The sequence below is a fragment of the Roseobacter sp. SK209-2-6 genome, assembly GCF_000169455.1.
GTDB lineage: Bacteria > Pseudomonadota > Alphaproteobacteria > Rhodobacterales > Rhodobacteraceae > Pseudophaeobacter.
This window is the reverse complement of record NZ_AAYC01000004.1, coordinates 192,556-208,762: the sequence shown is the minus strand read 5'-3', so window position 1 is coordinate 208,762 and position 16,207 is coordinate 192,556. Positions and strand designations below refer to the sequence as shown.

General features: G+C 55.5%; 17 protein-coding genes. 11 read left to right on the top strand and 6 right to left on the bottom strand.

Annotated elements, in window-relative coordinates; translation table 11 throughout:
* Positions 1 to 76: 76 nt before the first annotated feature.
* The 3 genes from RSK20926_RS08445 to RSK20926_RS08435 form a co-directional block, all read right to left on the bottom strand.
* Complete coding sequence (locus tag RSK20926_RS08445; RefSeq protein ID WP_008205834.1) at positions 77 to 1,177, bottom strand: ABC transporter ATP-binding protein; 1,101 nt, start codon at positions 1,175 to 1,177, stop codon at positions 77 to 79.
* A 337-nt stretch (positions 1,178 to 1,514) separates the two neighbouring features.
* On the bottom strand, positions 1,515 to 2,897 hold the full coding sequence (locus tag RSK20926_RS08440; RefSeq protein WP_008205832.1) for an aspartate aminotransferase family protein: 1,383 nt from the start codon (positions 2,895 to 2,897) through the stop codon (positions 1,515 to 1,517).
* Between the two features lie 65 nt (positions 2,898 to 2,962).
* Positions 2,963 to 3,649 carry a GntR family transcriptional regulator gene (locus RSK20926_RS08435; protein ID WP_442852519.1) on the bottom strand — a complete coding sequence of 229 codons (687 nt, stop codon included), beginning with the start codon at positions 3,647 to 3,649 and terminating at the stop codon, positions 2,963 to 2,965.
* Between the two features lie 139 nt (positions 3,650 to 3,788).
* Here RSK20926_RS08435 and RSK20926_RS08430 point away from each other — a divergent pair, with 139 nt between their 5' ends.
* The 5 genes from RSK20926_RS08430 (at position 3,789) to RSK20926_RS08410 (ending at position 9,139) form a co-directional block, all read left to right on the top strand.
* Complete coding sequence (locus RSK20926_RS08430; protein WP_008205829.1) at positions 3,789 to 4,874, top strand: polyamine ABC transporter substrate-binding protein; 1,086 nt, start codon at positions 3,789 to 3,791, stop codon at positions 4,872 to 4,874.
* 125 nt (positions 4,875 to 4,999) lie between these two features.
* Entirely contained in the window at positions 5,000 to 6,127 is a 1,128-nt protein-coding gene (locus RSK20926_RS08425; protein WP_008205828.1) for an ABC transporter ATP-binding protein, read from the top strand.
* On the top strand, positions 6,127 to 7,008 hold the full coding sequence (locus RSK20926_RS08420) for an ABC transporter permease subunit (protein ID WP_037254442.1): 882 nt from the start codon (positions 6,127 to 6,129) through the stop codon (positions 7,006 to 7,008). Before RSK20926_RS08425 ends, RSK20926_RS08420 begins: the two co-directional genes overlap by 1 nt.
* Positions 7,005 to 7,820, top strand: a complete 816-nt coding sequence (locus RSK20926_RS08415; RefSeq protein WP_008205826.1) for an ABC transporter permease — start codon at positions 7,005 to 7,007, stop codon at positions 7,818 to 7,820. The genes RSK20926_RS08420 and RSK20926_RS08415 overlap by 4 nt, the downstream gene beginning before the upstream one ends.
* Positions 7,820 to 9,139 carry an NAD(P)/FAD-dependent oxidoreductase gene (locus RSK20926_RS08410; RefSeq protein WP_008205825.1) on the top strand — a complete coding sequence of 440 codons (1,320 nt, stop codon included), beginning with the start codon at positions 7,820 to 7,822 and terminating at the stop codon, positions 9,137 to 9,139. Before RSK20926_RS08415 ends, RSK20926_RS08410 begins: the two co-directional genes overlap by 1 nt.
* Here the strand turns inward: RSK20926_RS08410 and RSK20926_RS08405 are convergent.
* The 3 genes from RSK20926_RS08405 to fliK form a co-directional block, all read right to left on the bottom strand.
* A complete protein-coding gene (locus RSK20926_RS08405; RefSeq protein WP_008205824.1) occupies positions 9,112 to 9,978 on the bottom strand; it encodes an aminoglycoside phosphotransferase family protein in 867 nt (288 codons plus the stop codon). The genes RSK20926_RS08410 and RSK20926_RS08405 overlap by 28 nt on opposite strands.
* A gap of 80 nt (positions 9,979 to 10,058) precedes the next feature.
* A complete protein-coding gene (locus RSK20926_RS08400; protein WP_008205823.1) occupies positions 10,059 to 10,745 on the bottom strand; it encodes a flagellar hook capping FlgD N-terminal domain-containing protein in 687 nt (228 codons plus the stop codon).
* A gap of 3 nt (positions 10,746 to 10,748) precedes the next feature.
* Entirely contained in the window at positions 10,749 to 11,648 is a 900-nt protein-coding gene (fliK, locus tag RSK20926_RS22805; protein ID WP_157133072.1) for a flagellar hook-length control protein FliK, read from the bottom strand.
* A gap of 1,086 nt (positions 11,649 to 12,734) precedes the next feature.
* On the opposite strand from fliK, the gene RSK20926_RS08390 reads away from it, so the two are divergent.
* The 6 genes from RSK20926_RS08390 to RSK20926_RS08365 all read left to right on the top strand — a co-directional run bounded on the left by RSK20926_RS08390 (position 12,735) and on the right by RSK20926_RS08365 (position 16,112).
* Positions 12,735 to 13,034 (top strand): rod-binding protein, encoded by a 300-nt coding sequence (locus RSK20926_RS08390; protein ID WP_037254366.1) that lies wholly within the window; start codon positions 12,735 to 12,737, stop codon positions 13,032 to 13,034.
* Positions 13,027 to 13,386: a flagellar export chaperone FlgN gene (locus RSK20926_RS08385; RefSeq protein ID WP_008205818.1), complete on the top strand. Its 360-nt coding sequence runs from the start codon at positions 13,027 to 13,029 to the stop codon at positions 13,384 to 13,386. Before RSK20926_RS08390 ends, RSK20926_RS08385 begins: the two co-directional genes overlap by 8 nt.
* A gap of 220 nt (positions 13,387 to 13,606) precedes the next feature.
* Positions 13,607 to 14,431 (top strand): flagellin N-terminal helical domain-containing protein, encoded by an 825-nt coding sequence (locus tag RSK20926_RS08380; RefSeq protein ID WP_037254363.1) that lies wholly within the window; start codon positions 13,607 to 13,609, stop codon positions 14,429 to 14,431.
* A gap of 84 nt (positions 14,432 to 14,515) precedes the next feature.
* Positions 14,516 to 14,902, top strand: a complete 387-nt coding sequence (gene flaF, locus RSK20926_RS08375) for a flagellar biosynthesis regulator FlaF (RefSeq protein ID WP_008205815.1) — start codon at positions 14,516 to 14,518, stop codon at positions 14,900 to 14,902.
* A gap of 2 nt (positions 14,903 to 14,904) precedes the next feature.
* Positions 14,905 to 15,309: a flagellar biosynthesis repressor FlbT gene (flbT, locus tag RSK20926_RS08370; protein WP_008205813.1), complete on the top strand. Its 405-nt coding sequence runs from the start codon at positions 14,905 to 14,907 to the stop codon at positions 15,307 to 15,309.
* Positions 15,306 to 16,112, top strand: coding sequence for a DUF1217 domain-containing protein (locus tag RSK20926_RS08365; RefSeq protein ID WP_008205810.1), 807 nt, complete (start codon positions 15,306 to 15,308; stop codon positions 16,110 to 16,112). Before flbT ends, RSK20926_RS08365 begins: the two co-directional genes overlap by 4 nt.
* Positions 16,113 to 16,207: the final 95 nt, after the last annotated feature.

Genomic DNA, 16,207 nt, shown 5'->3' with positions numbered 1-16,207 from the left:
TCTCTCCTTGTTGAATTTGTTTGTTTAACATTATGCACCCGGTCCTTAGTCTGCCGGGTTTGGGCTCGCGCCTGGATCAAGCGTCCAGGGCGCGGCAATCTTCTGGCAACCAGCCAATTTCGATCTGTTGACCCGGTTGCAGGCGTTCCACATCCGGCGCGTTACGCGTCTTAATGACAAACTCATCGTTGCCCGCGACGCGAAGACGTGTGCGGAAGATGTCACCCATATAGATGAACTCCAGCACTTCAGCTTTCAGGGTATGTGCCCCCTCTTGCAAGCGGTCTTTGTTGTATTCCACACGCTCTGGACGGATCGAAACACGCGTACGCTCACCCGGCTTGCTGACATTGACCGGCTTACAGTCGATCAGCTCACCATCGTCCAGCTGAACCAGGGCAACATCGCCATTGATCTCTTTGACAACACCTTCCAGCGTGTTGTTTTCACCAATAAACTGGGCAACAAAGCTGTTTTCAGGGCTTTCATAGAGCTGATCCGGTGGTGCGATCTGCTGGATCCGGCCGTCGTCGAAAACCGCCACGCGGTCCGACATGGTCAGGGCTTCGGTCTGGTCGTGGGTCACATAGACCACGGTAATGCCCAGACGGTGCGCCAGATGGGTGATTTCGAACTGCATCTTTTCGCGCAGCTGCTTGTCGAGCGCGCCCAGCGGTTCGTCCATCAGAACCAGTTCAGGTTCAAACACAAGAGCCCGCGCTAGGGCGATTCGCTGCTGTTGACCACCGGAAAGCTGCGAGGGGCGGCGGCCACCAAAGGCGCCCATTTCCACCATATCAAGCGCGCGCTTCACCTTTTCCTCACGCTGAGACTTGCCCATCTTGCGGACTTCCAGCGGGAAAGAGAGGTTTTCGGCGATGGTCATATGCGGGAACAGCGCATAGTTCTGAAACACCATGCCGATGCCGCGCTTATGGGGTGGGATGTTGTTAATAGAAACCCCGTCCAGACGAATATCGCCATGGGTCGCGGTTTCAAAACCAGCCAACATCATCAGGCAGGTAGTCTTACCTGATCCTGAGGGCCCCAGCATTGTCAGAAACTCGCCTTTCGGCAGAGAGAGGTTGAGATCTTTTACGACAAGGTTCTCACCGTCGTAGCTCTTCTGGACACGTTCGAATTCTACGAACGCATCGACGTTTGACGCATCAGCCAAAGCAGGCTCCCCGTGTTTTGGTCGGCAGATTGTTTCTGCGCTTCTTAGTCAATGTTGGCATACCAAGCATAGCAAGCGCTAGGTATGAAAAAAATAATCTTTCCCAATGGTCCTTCTGATGCCCGTCAATTCCGGGCAATCCGCCTCTGAAAAAGATACTTCCCCTCAAGTAGACCCCGTTGCCCTTAACCTTAGGAGACCTTTTGCGACCCAACTCCACCCAAATGCGGCACTTGGCGCCATGATGATAGGATTTCCCCCAAAAAAAGCCCCCAGCGAATCTTTCGCAGGGGGCGCATTATTATCACCAGGAGGAAACCAACCTCCAACTAATACCTTAGATCAAACCCTTTTCTTTCAGGGTCGCATGGCATTCATCCAGGGACTTGCGGGCGCGCTCGATAAGGGTGTCGATTTCTTCCGTGCTGATGACCAGAGGCGGAGAGATGATCATCCGGTCGCCGACATGACGCATCACCAGGTTGTTGGCAAAGCAGCGCTCGCGGCAGATGTATCCCACCGTCCCCGGCGCATCAAACGCGGCGCGAGTCTCTTTGTTGGGGGTCAGAGCGATCGAGCCCATCATGCCCACGATCTTGGCTTCACCCACCAACGGGTGATCCATCAGTGCTTCCCATTTCTCTTTCAAATAGGGCGCCGCGACATCTCGCACATGCTCAATCACCTTCTCTTCTTCTAGGATGCGCAGGTTCTCCAGCGCTACCGCGGCGGCCACCGGGTGACCAGAGTAGGTATAGCCGTGATTGAACTCATCGCTGCCGATCACCGCTGCAACCTCATCGCTGACAATGGAGCCGCCGATGGGGGAGTAACCAGAGGAGAGCCCCTTGGCGATGGTCATGATATCAGGGCGAATGCCCTGTGTTTCGGAGCCAAACCAGTTTCCGGTACGCCCAAAACCGCAGATGACCTCATCCGCGATCAGCAGGATCTCATATTTGTCGCAGATCCGCTGGATTTCCGGCCAATAGCTGGCTGGGGGTAGGATTACTCCACCTGCACCCTGAACCGGCTCCGCGATAAAAGCGGCAATCCGGTCTTCGCCCAGCTCCAGAATCGCCTCTTCCAGCTCGCGGGCGCGCTGCAGGCCGAACTCTTCCTCAGGCATATCACCGCCCTCAGCCCACCAATTCGGTTGGTTGATGTGGTGAATATCTGGGATAGGCAGACCGCCCTGCTCATGCATCGCAGTCATGCCGCCCAGGCTACCACTTCCGACTGAGGAGCCGTGGTATGCGTTTTTGCGGCTGATAATAATAGACTTGCTGGGTTTACCCTTTAACGCCCAGTAGTGGCGCACCATGCGAATATTGGTGTCATTCGCTTCGGAACCAGAGCCCGCAAAGAAGACATGGTTCAGATCACCCGGCGCAAGTTCAGCGATCTTGGCCGCCAGTGCGATAGCCGGCACATGGGTGGTCTGGAAAAAGGTATTATAATAAGGCAGCTCACGCATCTGACGGGCCGCAACATCGGCCAGCTCATCACGGCCATAGCCGATGTTGACGCACCACAGACCAGCCATAGCATCCAGGATTTCATTCCCTTCACTATCTGTCAGGGTAACGCCATTTGCGCGGGTGATAATACGCGCGCCTTTTTCGCCCAGTTCACCATTGGCGGTGAAAGGGTGCATATGATGAGCCGAATCCAGCGCCTGAAGCTCGGCCGTGGGCAGGTGGTTGGTTATCGCGGTCATAGGACAGCCTCCAGCAATAGAAGATTGCCCCCAGAATATGATCAAATTTTCGAATGTCAATCGAATCAGTTTGCCGCTCCTAACCCCTGACTCACCTGTTCCATGCCCTGTGCCACGTCCATTTCCATCGCATAGGCCACTTTTTCCGGATCATTCTGACGCATGGCATCAATGATGTCTTTGTGGCGGTCCGGAAAGCTCTGCGTCCCCAGGCGACCACAGACCACACGGAGGGAGGGGCCAAAGCGCAACCAAAGCCGATCTGCGAGGTCCGAAAGGATCGGCGCCTGAGCATATCCGTAGAGCTCTGAGTGAAAGCTGTAGTTCTGCACCAGGTAGCCCGCGACATCGCCGGTGGCGATGGCCCGATCCAGCGCAATATCGATAGCTTCCAGCTTTGCGATCTGCTCTGGTGTAACCCGCTGCGCAGCACGGCGAGCCAGCTCAGACTCTATTGATTTTCTTACAAAACTTATCTCATCAATATCTTCGGAACGCAACTGCGGGACCGAGACACGACGGTTGCCTTGAAACATCAAAGCACCATCCGAAATCAATCGGCGGATGGCCTCACGGACCGGCGTCATGCCAGCCCCCAAAGACTCTGTCAGACCCTGGATCGTGACCGCCTGTCCTGGGGCCAATTCACCAAAAAGAATCTGCGCCCGCAGCTTCTGATAAACGGTCTCATGGGCAGGCTGTTTTGCCGCCTCACCATGGGCTGCCTGAGCTGCTGATTTAGTCACCGACACCTGGGTTTTTCCTCCTAAATTTTGGGCAGCTTGCACCAAGTTTCGCCCAGTGGAAACATAAACAGTATTGCCCAAAGAGGCAAAACTTGATCAAATTAGGCTCAGCCGGGCTCACACCGGTACCCACAGGGAGAAACTCATGACACTCAAAACGATGACAATGACCGCCGTCGTCGCCTTGCTTGGCAATGCCGCAATTGCAGACGAAGTGCGAGTCTATAACTGGTCGGACTATATCGACGAAGAGCTCCTGGCGAAATTTGAAGAAGAGACCGGCATCAAGCTGATCTACGACGTCTTCGACAGCAACGAGGTTCTGGAAACCAAAATGCTGGCCGGTGGATCCGGTTATGACGTCGTGGTGCCGACAGGCTCTTTCATGGCGCGCCAGATCCAGGCTGGCTCCTTTCAAAAGCTGAACAAGGATGTGCTGCCCAATCTCTCCAACATGTGGGAAGCCATCGAAGAGCGGACCGGGCTCTATGACCCCGGCAACGAATACTCCATCAACTACATGTGGGGCACCACAGGTATCGGCGCCAATGTCGCCAAGGTTCAGGAAGCGTTGGGGGCAGATGCACCACTCGACTCGCTGGATCTGGTTTTTGACCCGGCGAACATGGAAAAGCTCGCCAACTGCGGCGTTTACTTCCTGGATGCACCGGATGAGATGATCCCGGCAGCACTGAAATACATCGGTGAAGACCCCAACAGCATGGACCCCGATGTCATCGCCAAGGCAGAGCCGGTCCTGATGGCCGTGCGTCCGCATATCAAGAAGTTCCACAGTTCCGAATACATCAATGCTCTGGCCAATGGCGATATCTGCGTGGCCTTTGGCTGGTCTGGCGACATCCTGCAGGCGCGCGATCGCGCCGCCGAAGCGGAGAACGGTGTTGAGATCGAATACCACGCGCCAAAAGAAGGCGCCCTGATGTGGTTCGACCAGATGACCATCCCGGTTGACGCCCCGAATCCCGATGGCGCCCATAAGTTCCTGAACTTCATCATGGACGCGAACAACATGGCCGCGGCCTCGAACTACGTCTATTACGCCAACGGCAACAAAGCCTCTCAGGAGTTCCTGGAAGAGGATGTGATCGGCGATCCGGCGATCTACCCGGACGCGGAAACCGTCAAGAACCTCTATATCAAAGAGGCCTATCCCACCAAGGTTCAGCGCAAGGCGACGCGCATGTGGACCAAAATCAAATCGGGCACCTGATCCCAGGCACCTGATCCGGCAGGGCGTGAAATCCGCCCTGCCCCCATGTCTATCTTGCACCAAATTCAACTGACGCGGCGCCGCATCCGGGCAGCCGTGCGTGCGGAACTTGCGGGGGCACCAGCTTGACCATTCCTGTATTCGAACCCTGGAACGATCCCGAGGCCAAGCCTTTGATCCAATTCCAGAATGTCACCAAGCGCTTTGGTGAATTCACGGCTATCGACGACCTGACAATCGACATCTACGAGAAAGAGTTTTTTGCCCTACTGGGTCCCTCGGGCTGCGGCAAGACCACGATGATGCGGATGCTTGCGGGCTTTGAGACCCCAACCGAGGGCAAAATCTTCCTCGCCGGGCAGGACATAGCGCCCGTTCCACCAAACAAGCGTGCCACCAATATGATGTTCCAGTCCTATGCGCTGTTCCCGCATCTGAGCATCTGGGAAAACATCGCCTTTGGTCTGAAACGCGAGAAGATGCCCAAGCATGACATCAGCGACCGCGTGGATGAGATGCTGCGCCTCACAAGGCTGGAGAAATTCGCAAGCCGCAAGCCACATCAGATTTCCGGCGGTCAGCGTCAGCGGGTGGCCCTAGCACGTTCCCTCGCCAAACACCCCAAGCTTTTACTGCTGGATGAACCCCTGGGCGCGCTCGACAAAAAGCTGCGCCAGGATACCCAGTTTGAGCTGATGGATATCCAGGAAAAGACCGGCACCACCTTTGTAATCGTGACCCACGATCAGGAAGAGGCGATGACCGTCGCCTCCCGCGTGGCAGTCATGGACCATGGCAAGATCATTCAGGTCGCCACCCCCGACCGGATCTATGAGACCCCGAACTCGGTCTATGTCGCCGACTTCATCGGTGAGGTGAATATCATTGATGGTGTCGTCACCCCCAACGGGGAAGAGAGCTATTCGCTCACTTGGAAAGAGGGCCAGGCGCCTCTCAACGTTCAGTCCCCCGCTCCCTTCTCCGACGGGCAGAAATGCCACCTGGCGATCCGTCCGGAAAAGGTGACGATCAACTCAGAAAAGCCCGAAGGGGTGGACAATGCGGTCCAGGGCAAGATCCTGGACATCGCCTATCTCGGCAATATCTCGACCTATCACGTTGAGCTGCCCTCTGGTGCGGTAATCAAAGCGCAAAGCGCCAATACCCGCCGCATCTCCCGCCGTGCATTCACATGGGAAGACACTGTCTGGCTGTCCTGGACCGCCACGGCAGGCGTTCTCTTGGCTGAATGATGCGCCGCTTTTTCCTGATCTCAGTCCCTTATCTCTGGCTTCTGGCGCTCTTCTTGGTGCCCTTTGTCATCGTCCTGAAGATCTCGCTCTCCGATGTGGCCCTGGCGCGGCCGCCCTATATGCCTCAATTCGATTGGGCCACGGGGATCGGCGCCTTCCTGTCGGAGCTGGATTTTGAGAATTTCACCTGGCTTACCGAAGATGACCTCTACTGGAAGGCCTATCTGAGTTCGCTCAAGATTGCCCTTATCTCGACCTTCTTCACCCTGCTGGTTGGCTACCCGATGGCCTATGGCATGGCGCGCGCGCCGCAGGAGTGGCGCCCGACCTTGATGATGCTGGTGATACTGCCGTTCTGGACCTCTTTCCTGATCCGCGTCTACGCCTGGATGGGGATCCTCTCGAACGAGGGTTTCCTCAATCAGTTCCTGCTCTGGACCGGGGTGATCTCGGAGCCGCTGACCATCCTCAACACCAATAGCGCCGTCTATATCGGCATCGTCTATACCTATCTGCCTTTCATGATCCTGCCGATCTATAGCGCACTTGAACGCCTGGACGGATCGCTGATCGAAGCGGCAGAGGATCTGGGCTGCTCGCGGCTAACAGCCTTTTGGCTTGTGACCATCCCGCTGTCGCGTCCTGGAATCATCGCGGGTAGTTTCCTGGTGTTCATTCCAGTCTTGGGTGAATTCGTGATCCCCTCACTCTTGGGCGGATCCAGCACTTTGATGATCGGTAAGGTCCTGTGGGAAGAATTCTTCTCCAACCGTGACTGGCCAGTTGCCTCTGCGGTGGCCGTTGTCCTTCTTCTTATCCTTGTCATTCCGATTGTGCTGTTCCAGCGCAACCAACAGAAACAGCAGGAGGCAGAACAATGACCCGAATGAGCTGGTTCAACGCCGTCTCCCTGACCCTTGGTTTTGCCTTCCTCTATATACCCATGGTGATCCTGGTGATCTTCAGCTTCAACGAAAGCAAGCTGGTCACCGTCTGGGCGGGGTTCTCGACCAAATGGTACGGTGAGCTGCTGCAGAATGAGGCCTTCCTCAATGCCGCCTGGGTCACCGTCAAGGTGGCGGTGATGTCCTCGACCATCGCCACCGTTTTAGGCACCATGGCGGCCTATGTGCTGGTGCGCGGTGGCCGCTTCATGGGACGCACGCTGTTTTCCGGCATGATCTACGCGCCTCTGGTGATGCCAGAGGTGATCACCGGGTTGTCGTTGCTTCTGCTGTTCATCGGCATCGGGCTGGACCGCGGCGTGATGACCATTGTGCTGGCCCATACCACATTCTCCATGTGTTATGTCTCGGTGGTGGTGTCTTCGCGGTTGGTCACCTTTGACAAATCCCTGGAGGAAGCGGCACTGGATCTGGGATGTTCGCCGTCAGAGGCCTTCCGCCTGGTGACCCTGCCGATCATCGCGCCCGCGGTGATTTCCGGCTGGCTCCTGGCCTTTACACTGTCACTGGACGATCTGGTGATTGCCTCCTTCACTTCTGGCCCCTCAGCCACCACACTGCCGATCAAGATCTTTTCGGCGGTGCGTTTGGGTGTCAGCCCCGAGATCAACGCGTTATCGACCCTGATGATCGCAATCGTCACCGTGGGCGTAATCACCGCCTCCCTGGTGACCAAACGGCAGATGGTCAGGCAGAAGCGTGACGAGCAAGCCGCCGCGCGGACCTGATGCAGCGGATCTACTCTGACTACGCCTATGGTCCCGGCCCGCGCAGCAATTGCTGGTGGGACGAGACCATAGAGGCACCAATCTGGCCTCAGCAGGCTGGCGATGCCCAGGCGGATGTTGCAGTGATCGGCGGCGGATTTACCGGGCTTTCTGCGGCGCTGCACCTCGCCGAGGCGGGCGCTGAAGTCACAGTGCTGGAAGCGGAGACGCCCGGCTGGGGCGCCTCTGGCCGCAATGGCGGGTTTTGCTGTCTGGGGGGTAGCAAACTCTCCAGCGCAGCCATGCGCCGCAAATTCGGAACCGCGGCTACCGAGACCTATGAGGCCGGCGAAGAAGCCGCCGTGAACCTGGTGGCTGGCCTGTTGGAAAAACACGGCATCGATGCAGACACCCATTCCAAGGGCGAGACCCGCCTGGCCCATAGCCCCCGCGCCCTGCGCAGGATGCAGGCCGAGGCCGAGGCCCTGGCAGCCGGTGGAGAAGAACCCGATTTCCTCAGCAAATCACAGCTGGCCGAGGCCGGGCTGAACGGCAATTTCCACGGGGCGCTCACAACACCCGTCGGCTTTGCCCTCAATCCACGCAAGTATCTATTCGGGCTGGCAAAAGCGACGCTGGCCGCTGGTGTAAAGCTGTTCCAGAACAGCCCGGCCACCCAAATCACCCGGAACGGCAGCGGCTTTGCGGTGCAGACACCCAAGGGGATGATCCGCTGCAGCCAAGTTCTCATCGCCACCAATGGCTACTCCTCAGAGGATCTGCCTGGCTGGCTTGCGGCGCGCTATATGCCCACGCAATCCACCGCCATGGTGACCCGCCCCCTCAGCGAGGCGGAGCTGCAGGAACAGGGCTGGTTCAGTGACCAGATGGCCTATGACAGCCGCAATTTGCTGCATTACTTCCGCCTGATGCCGGACCGGCGCTTCCTCTTTGGAATGCGCGGCGGGCTGTTATCCTCGCCCAGCGCCGAAGAAGGCATCCGGATCAAGCTGCGCCGGGACTTCGAGGCCCTGTTCCCGCGCTGGCGCCATGTGCAAAGCACCCATATCTGGTCCGGCATGGTCTGCCTGTCGCGCAACCTCACACCCTATGCAGGGCCGGTGCCCGGTCAACCAGGTATGCTCGCCGGGCTGTGTTATCACGGAAACGGCGTCGCTATGGGCAGTTATAGCGGTCGCCTGCTGGCGGATTTGGCACAGGGGCGGCAGCCGGAACTGCCTTACTCGCAAGTTATGCAGAAAATGGACAAGTTCCCCCTGGGGCGCTGGCGCCGGGCCCTGATGCCGCCGGCCTATGCGCTGCTGGGTCTGATGGACTGAACCAACGCTGCCTTTTCAAGGTCATAGGCCACATGGTCCCGCGCTTCTCCTGCCTGGCAGCGCCAGAGAGCGTAGCTGGCCATACGCCAATGAAACCAGGGTTTTAGATCCTGATATCGCTCAGTCACCTGAGGGTCTGGATAGGCCTGTAGAAAGCTCGTTTCCTCCTCCTCGCTTAGAACCACTCCGCGATACAAAAACTGCATCGCTGGAGAGAGGAACAGCGCAAGGTCTTCGGCTGGGTCACCATGTTGCGGGCATTGCCAATCAATCAAGGTCAATGTGCCATCATGCGCCACAAGGTTGCCAGGAACCGGATCGCCATGAATCAAACATTCCTGTTTCGTGGGCGCCACGTGAGATCTGGGGCAGAGGCTGTTTAACTCTGCCACCTGCTCAAACTGTGACGAACAGAAGTCGAGGATATCCCTGGTTTGCGCCTTCAGAGCCATACTGCCATTTCGGCCTTTTGGAAGTTTCTTGAAAACCGGTTGATCATGCAAACGGCCTAAGAGCTGCGCAACCTGTGCCGGGTTTTCCTGCCAGGGTTTGCCTGTGATATGGCCATAGGTGAGCCAGTGGCGTCCCTCAAATTCTCCTCTGCGATGGGCAGAGGGGACCATGCCAGTACCGGACAGGGCCTCCAACGCTGCGAACTCCCGTGTTGGATCATTGTCAAACAGCGGGTTTTCCACCCGACGCAGATATAGTTTTATGACCAGATCCCCAGCCCGCCAGACCAGGTTTGACCGCCCGCCCAACAAAGGTTGAGGCGCAGGGACATTCAGCCCCTGCGCCCTGAGCGATTGAAAAAACCGCTGGTCAAAATCTTTGTCCATGACTGACAGGATCGCTTACTCCATGGTCTGACGTCTGATCAAAAAGACCCCAGAAGAAATGGGCGAGCCGCTATCCGAGGTCAAGCTTCCTCTGTATTTGGGTCCCGCAGAGCTGTCACACTAGAGGCCAGAATTGCAGTACCGGTCTCAGTAATCAGCACCACATCGCTACCCTGCATACGTGTCTCTGTCACATCGGTATAGACTTCTGCGGTCTCGGCAAGAACAACCTCACCATCGATTTTGCTTTCCACGATGAAAGTGTATGCGCCAGGGGCAACGGTATCGCCCTCTTGGTTGGTACCATCCCAATTATAGGGATCCGCTGAAATAGGCAGGGAAATACGATTGACCTCATTCCCATCGCTATCGCGTACAATGAGGTTCACCTCATCCGCTCTTGCTGCAGGATTTGGCGCAACATTCACCGGATTGGTTCCATCAAACTGAGCAGGTGCAGGTGCGCGCACCTCCATGCCAACCCAACCGGTCAGCGAGGCCATATTGCCCAGCCCCAACTGCTCATGCACCGTACTTAGGTTTGTATTGGTCAGAACCTGCTGCTCCACCATGGAGAATTCTGCCAGTTGAGAGGCATATTCTGTATTGTCCATAGGCTCGAGCGGATCCTGATACTGGGCCTGCGCCGTAAGAAGTTTGATAAAGGTATCAAAATCCGAGGTTAGATTGGTCCCACCCGTGCTGGCGGGACTGCTATTTGCACCTGTTGAAGTGGGCGTGAATACAGAAGAGACTTCGGACGTCATGTTCTAAACCCTCATATCGACTCCGGCACTTCCAAGCCGGAGTTGTTGAACCTGCGCTTCTGCAACCAAAGCCGCATCCGCATCATCTATGGTGCCAGTACTCGTACCCGGCGCTTGTGAATTGTTGCTCTCCCCACCACCCGTCTGGCTGCCAAAGGCATTCTCGCCACCGAATTGGAAAGAGATGTTTTCGAAACCCATCTGCTTGAACTCTTCTGCGAGCTCATTGATGTGGCGTCGCATCAAGTCATTGGTTTCAGGTCGCTCTGCCTGGATCACGACAGTGATACCGGCCTCACTGGTGGAAACACGCATCTTCACACGACCCAGCTCTTCCGGGTTCAATGCGACATCAATGTTGCGCTCACCCTTGGTGACAAACGCCTGAGCCAGCTGCATTGCAATCATGCGCGGCGTCTCAGGACGATGCACGGTGCCGGGTTGGAAGGCCGCCTCGGTCAACAATTGCGATAGGCCCGGACGGTCCATCGGCAAGTCACCAACGGCGGGATTTGCATCGCCTTGCACCGCTACCTGCGAGGCCAGTTCCTGGCCTAGGGCTTGCGCCGAGAACAGGTTTTGCGCTGTAACCGCTGCTGCCGATTTTGCGTTCAACGCACGTGACGCATTTGCGGCAGATGTGCTTGCCGCATCCGCTGCTTCACGTAAACGCGCTTCTGCACGTCGGCCTAGGGCGTTTTCTGTACGGGGGGCCGGAACCTGACCAGCCAAAGCCAAGGACGAAACTGATGAGTTTGCGGCGGCTTTGCCAGTCTCCACGCTTTCAGAGGTCAAAGTCGTTTCACCAGATTGGTTCTGCGACTTGATCGCCTCTTTCACTGCCTGTTCCATGGCATCGGCTGCTTCCCCAGTCAGGTTCTGTTGTCCCTGTCCAGCCACCATTCTGGACTGACCCGATGCGCTTTGCCCCGCCAAAGCGGTGAGCTGAGCCTGACCATTTCCACCTTTTTGAGTTTTCGCGCCTGCCAGTTCTGAAGCTATCTCCTCACTTTTGAGGTTTCCTTCTTTCCCAGCAAGGGCGGTTTCTTGTTGTTGAACGATACTCGCAGATCGCAAATCCAGGTTTCGACCTGCTTCACCTTGTTTCTGCGCGCTTGCTTCTACCGGTGTGGGCCGATCAGCAGGGAACGCTTCTTTGCCCGGGATTTGCTTCTTAGCGTTTCTCGTAGGCAGAAGCTCATCCCTTTCTTCCGGTCCCATCTCCGAATCAATCAAACCGGCATCGACAGGGCCTGCTGCCCCAGCCACAGATGAAGCAGACCCGGTTGTTTTAGGAATTTCAGCGTCATCCCCGACGCTGGGATCGGTTTTTCCATCAGGCGCCACGGTTGACAAAGTTACGGATGTGGCCTGCTTCTGTTCGCTGACAGTCGCCTCAATCGGCGACCCCATTGCGTTATGAGCGATTGCTTCACCTTCTTGGACTTGTCCATCCGGAGTTTGCCGCACAGGGCTCGCGCCCTCTTCTACTTCCGTAGCGGCATCATCAGAAGGCCCCTGCGCTCCTCTAAGGCTCTGATCAGAAACATCATCTTGGCTCGATGTTTTCCGAGAAGAAGCAGGGTTCTGGTCAGATTCTATCGATCCGTTCTTGCCCGAATTTTTAGTCGAACCGGAAACAGCAGAGCTCCTCTCAGGGGCGCCCTGATCGCTTTTCCTCGATGCGGAGTTCGCCTCATACCTCTTTTGTCGGACCGCATAATCATTTTGTGAACGGCCGCCGTTGACGAAATCAGAGAATTTGGGTCCCCGATCCCGCGAAGATCCTTCTTTCGCGATTGGGGTGGGCATTTCTTGGACGCTGGGATGCGCTTGCCCAAAGAGAACTTTCGTTAGCATTTTATTCCAGACATTCTATCTTGATGCCAATAGTCATAGAATAAAGCGGTTACGGTAATTTTAACCGCTCCTGATGCAATCTCCGAAAAATCGAAGCAAATCGCTGAAGACATTTTGGAGAAGTGCAGAATGCCTGGTTTATCGACCATATCACCGCAAGCGTTTCCAACGTCTGGAACCGCTCAGCCTCCCCTTCCTAAAGATCCCCTCCGGGAAGCCGCAAAGCAGCTAGAGGCTTCTTTCCTTACGGAAATGTTGAAGTCAGCCGGGCTTGGGAAAAGCCGGGAAGGTCTTGGCGGTGGCGGCGCGGGCGAAGACCAGTTTGGAAGCTTTCTTGTCCGGGCTCAGGCCGAACAAATCACCGAGGCAGGCGGCATTGGCCTCGCCGAATCACTCTACAACGCGCTGAAGGAATCGAGCGATGAGTAAACATGAACCACAGGCACTTATAGATGAGCTGGATGAGATTCTGGACGAAGAACGCAGCGCCCTGGTGCGCGGGGAACTCGAAAAGATCGAATCATTGGTGACACGTAAAGAGCGCATAATCGAGCAACTGAATGCAATTGATGATCTCGAGCGAAAAGAACTGAATAAGGTCCAGACCAAAGTCTCCCGCAACCAAGAACTTCTGAACAGCGCCATGGACGGCATTCGCAGTGTCGCAACTCGCATGGCCGAATTGCGCAAAGTGAGAAAGGGCCTGGATGTCTATGACCGCACAGGCCGCCGGTCTCGCTATGGAACCCTTAGCGGTACCCGCCTGGAAAAGCGCTCCTAAGAGCAAGATGCAATTTAGGAAAAATTCTAGAGAACCCGCAGTGGCGCATTAGCAATCCCTTAGCACCTTTGATCGCAATCTGCCTCTGCATCTCACAAAGCCGAGGTGGCGCGAAAGCTCAAGAGGCGGAACGCACTGTCAGAAAGACGTCACAGATTGCCCTTCGGGGCCGGGAAAAACCGAGGCCAAAGCGCCTCAAAACGCTAAAGGAATATACGCAATGACCAGCATTCTGACAAATAATGGTGCAATGGTGGCCCTGCAGACCCTGCAGAGCATCAACAACAACCTGACCGAGACCCAGAACCAGATTTCCACTGGTAAAGAGGTTGCCAACGCCAAAGACAACTCAGCCATCTGGGCGATTTCCAAGGTTATGGAATCGGATGTCTCAGGCTTCAACGCTGTCTCCGACTCTCTGTCGCTGGGTGAATCAACCGTGGCTGTTGCGACAGCTGGCGCTGAGCAGATCACCGACCTTCTGAAAGAAATGAAGGAAAAAGTTGTTGCTGCAACTGGTGAAAACGTCGATCACGATAAGCTGAACGCAGATGTTCAGTCGCTGAAAGACCAGATCACCTCTGTTATCGGTGCTTCTCAGTTCAACGGTGCCAACCTGTTGAACACCGCAGGTGGTGATATCACCGTTCTGTCTTCAATTGACCGTGACTCCACCGGTGCTGTGACTTCTTCGAACATCACCGTTTCGTCCGTGGATTTTGAAGCGACCTTGACCCTGGCAAACGTTGACGTCAGCTCTGCAACTGCTGCTGAAGGTTCGATCTCCGAAATCGAACAACTGATCCAGGTTGCTGTTGATGGTGCAGCGGCACTGGGTGCCTCGGCATCGCGGATTGAAAAGCAATCCGAGTTTGTAAGCAAAGTCACCGATGCAATGAAATCCGGTATTGGCTCCCTCGTGGACACCAATATGGAAGAAGCATCCGCTCGACTTAAAGCCCTACAGACACAGCAGCAGCTCGGCGTCCAAGCGTTGACAATTGCCAACTCGGCACCGTCGACCCTGCAGCAGCTGTTCCGCTAAAGCACTTGATCCAGGGCGCATATATTGATGCGCCCTGGACACCTCTCTCAGAGAATCTGAAGAAATAATACGTTAGGAAAACACGTGAATGCCCTTCTGAAAGCGAAGAGTGCCTATTCCGCGGCGAAGGCCCCGACTCGAACAACCAAAGATAATGAGTATGAGGTTGTAGCCCGCGCGACGCACAAACTGCTTGCAGCGCATAAGGTTGCAAATGCCAAATCCGGACCGGAAGGCTTCAAAGTTCTGGCAAGTGCTTTGCATACAAACCGCAAGATGTGGAACATCTTCGAAGTCGATTTGTTAGCTAAAGAAAATCAATTGCCGCAAGAAGTGAAAACGAACCTCCTTTACCTAGCGGAATTTACTCGTCAACACACCAGCAAAGTGCTCTCCCGAAAAGCGGGGATAAAGCCTCTGGTTGAAATCAATACGGCCATTATGCGTGGCCTCCGCAGCGGAGCATCCTGAATATGAGCGGCCTGGTCCTAAAACTCGCCCCAAAAGAACGCGTTCTCGTCAATGGGGCTGTCATCGAAAATGGCGACCGACGCAGCAGGTTGTCTATTGTGACACCCGATGCGCACATCCTTCGGCTGCGTGATGCAATTCACCCCGAAGAAGCCAACACCCCTGTCCGTCGGGTCTGCTATGCGGCACAGTTGATCTTGACTGGCGACAGCGACCCCGAAGAAAATCGCATGCCAATGCTGCGCAACATCGAAGAGCTGAGCCAGATCTTTGTGGATCCCGACAGCCGCGCCAATCTGGCCGAAGCGACCGATGCGCTTATCAATGATAATCATTACCGGTGCCTCAAGGCTCTGCGTGCCCTTTTGCCACGTGAGGAACGCTTGATGGCAATCAGACCGTCATGAGTTTCGATCCGATCCTTCTGGGCGGCGGCATCCCGGGTTGGAATTTTCTCCAATCCACCTATGACCGCCAGTTTGAGGTCTTCTCCAGTGGCGCCGCCATAGAACGGGAGAGTGACTACTTTCTTGAAAATATTGGGAAGGTAGAAACCGCAGAAGATCTGATCAAGGACAGGCGACTTCTTTCTGTAGCGCTTGGTGCCTTTGGCCTGGAAGATCAGATCGACATGAAAGCCCTTGTGCAAAAGGTGCTGGAAGAGGGCTCTTCTGCGGATGATGCCCTAGCGACCCGCTTGGGCGATGATCGCTGGGTTTCATTTACCGATGCTTTTGGTTTTGGCCCAGGTGAATCCCGCAAGACCGGCGATCTGGAAGCCATGAAAGACGTGGTTTTCACCAATAAAACTCAGTCCTTCGAGACCGCTGTCGGCAATCAGGAACAGACTTTGCGTGTAGCACTTTATGCGGAACGCGAATTGGTTCCTCTGGTTGCTGAAGGTGAGGATGGTGAAACACCTTCCATCAATACGCAATGGTACAACATTATTGGCCAGCCCCAGTTACATTCGATGATGCAAACGGCCTTGGGTCTACCGGACAGCATTGGCCAGGTTGATGTTGATCAGCAGGTCAAAATTTTTCGTGAAGCTTCGGAAAGGTTCTTTGGATCGGATGACCTTTCAGAATTCAGTGACCCTGAAAAGATGAGCAACCTCATCAGCACCTATCTGGCGCGTTCAGAAATCGCTGCATTCAATGCATCCATTTCTGGATCAAGCGCGGCGTTGTTATTGTTGCAAAGCTGATCCTTTCGGAGTTTTAGCAGCTATCCGCTTGGGTAGGATATGAAAAAGGTGCTCACCGTATTCCGGTCAGCACCTTTTTCATATCTTCTTTCTAG

What these genes read in the sequence shown, in the direction of transcription:
- flbT (WP_008205813.1), top strand. Translation starts at nt 14,905, where the DNA reads ATGAGCGGCCTGGTCCTAAAACTCGCCCCAAAAGAACGCGTTCTCGTC.
- RSK20926_RS08410 (WP_008205825.1), top strand. Translation starts at nt 7,820, where the DNA reads ATGCAGCGGATCTACTCTGACTACGCCTATGGTCCCGGCCCGCGCAGC.
- RSK20926_RS08405 (WP_008205824.1), bottom strand. Translation starts at nt 9,978, where the DNA reads ATGGACAAAGATTTTGACCAGCGGTTTTTTCAATCGCTCAGGGCGCAG.
- RSK20926_RS08420 (WP_037254442.1), top strand. Translation starts at nt 6,127, where the DNA reads ATGCGCCGCTTTTTCCTGATCTCAGTCCCTTATCTCTGGCTTCTGGCG.
- RSK20926_RS08390 (WP_037254366.1), top strand. Translation starts at nt 12,735, where the DNA reads ATGCCTGGTTTATCGACCATATCACCGCAAGCGTTTCCAACGTCTGGA.
- RSK20926_RS08365 (WP_008205810.1), top strand. Translation starts at nt 15,306, where the DNA reads ATGAGTTTCGATCCGATCCTTCTGGGCGGCGGCATCCCGGGTTGGAAT.
- RSK20926_RS08440 (WP_008205832.1), bottom strand. Translation starts at nt 2,897, where the DNA reads ATGACCGCGATAACCAACCACCTGCCCACGGCCGAGCTTCAGGCGCTG.
- RSK20926_RS08415 (WP_008205826.1), top strand. Translation starts at nt 7,005, where the DNA reads ATGACCCGAATGAGCTGGTTCAACGCCGTCTCCCTGACCCTTGGTTTT.
- RSK20926_RS08400 (WP_008205823.1), bottom strand. Translation starts at nt 10,745, where the DNA reads ATGACGTCCGAAGTCTCTTCTGTATTCACGCCCACTTCAACAGGTGCA.
- fliK (WP_157133072.1), bottom strand. Translation starts at nt 11,648, where the DNA reads ATGGTGGCTGGACAGGGACAACAGAACCTGACTGGGGAAGCAGCCGAT.
- RSK20926_RS08385 (WP_008205818.1), top strand. Translation starts at nt 13,027, where the DNA reads ATGAGTAAACATGAACCACAGGCACTTATAGATGAGCTGGATGAGATT.
- RSK20926_RS08430 (WP_008205829.1), top strand. Translation starts at nt 3,789, where the DNA reads ATGACACTCAAAACGATGACAATGACCGCCGTCGTCGCCTTGCTTGGC.
- RSK20926_RS08380 (WP_037254363.1), top strand. Translation starts at nt 13,607, where the DNA reads ATGACCAGCATTCTGACAAATAATGGTGCAATGGTGGCCCTGCAGACC.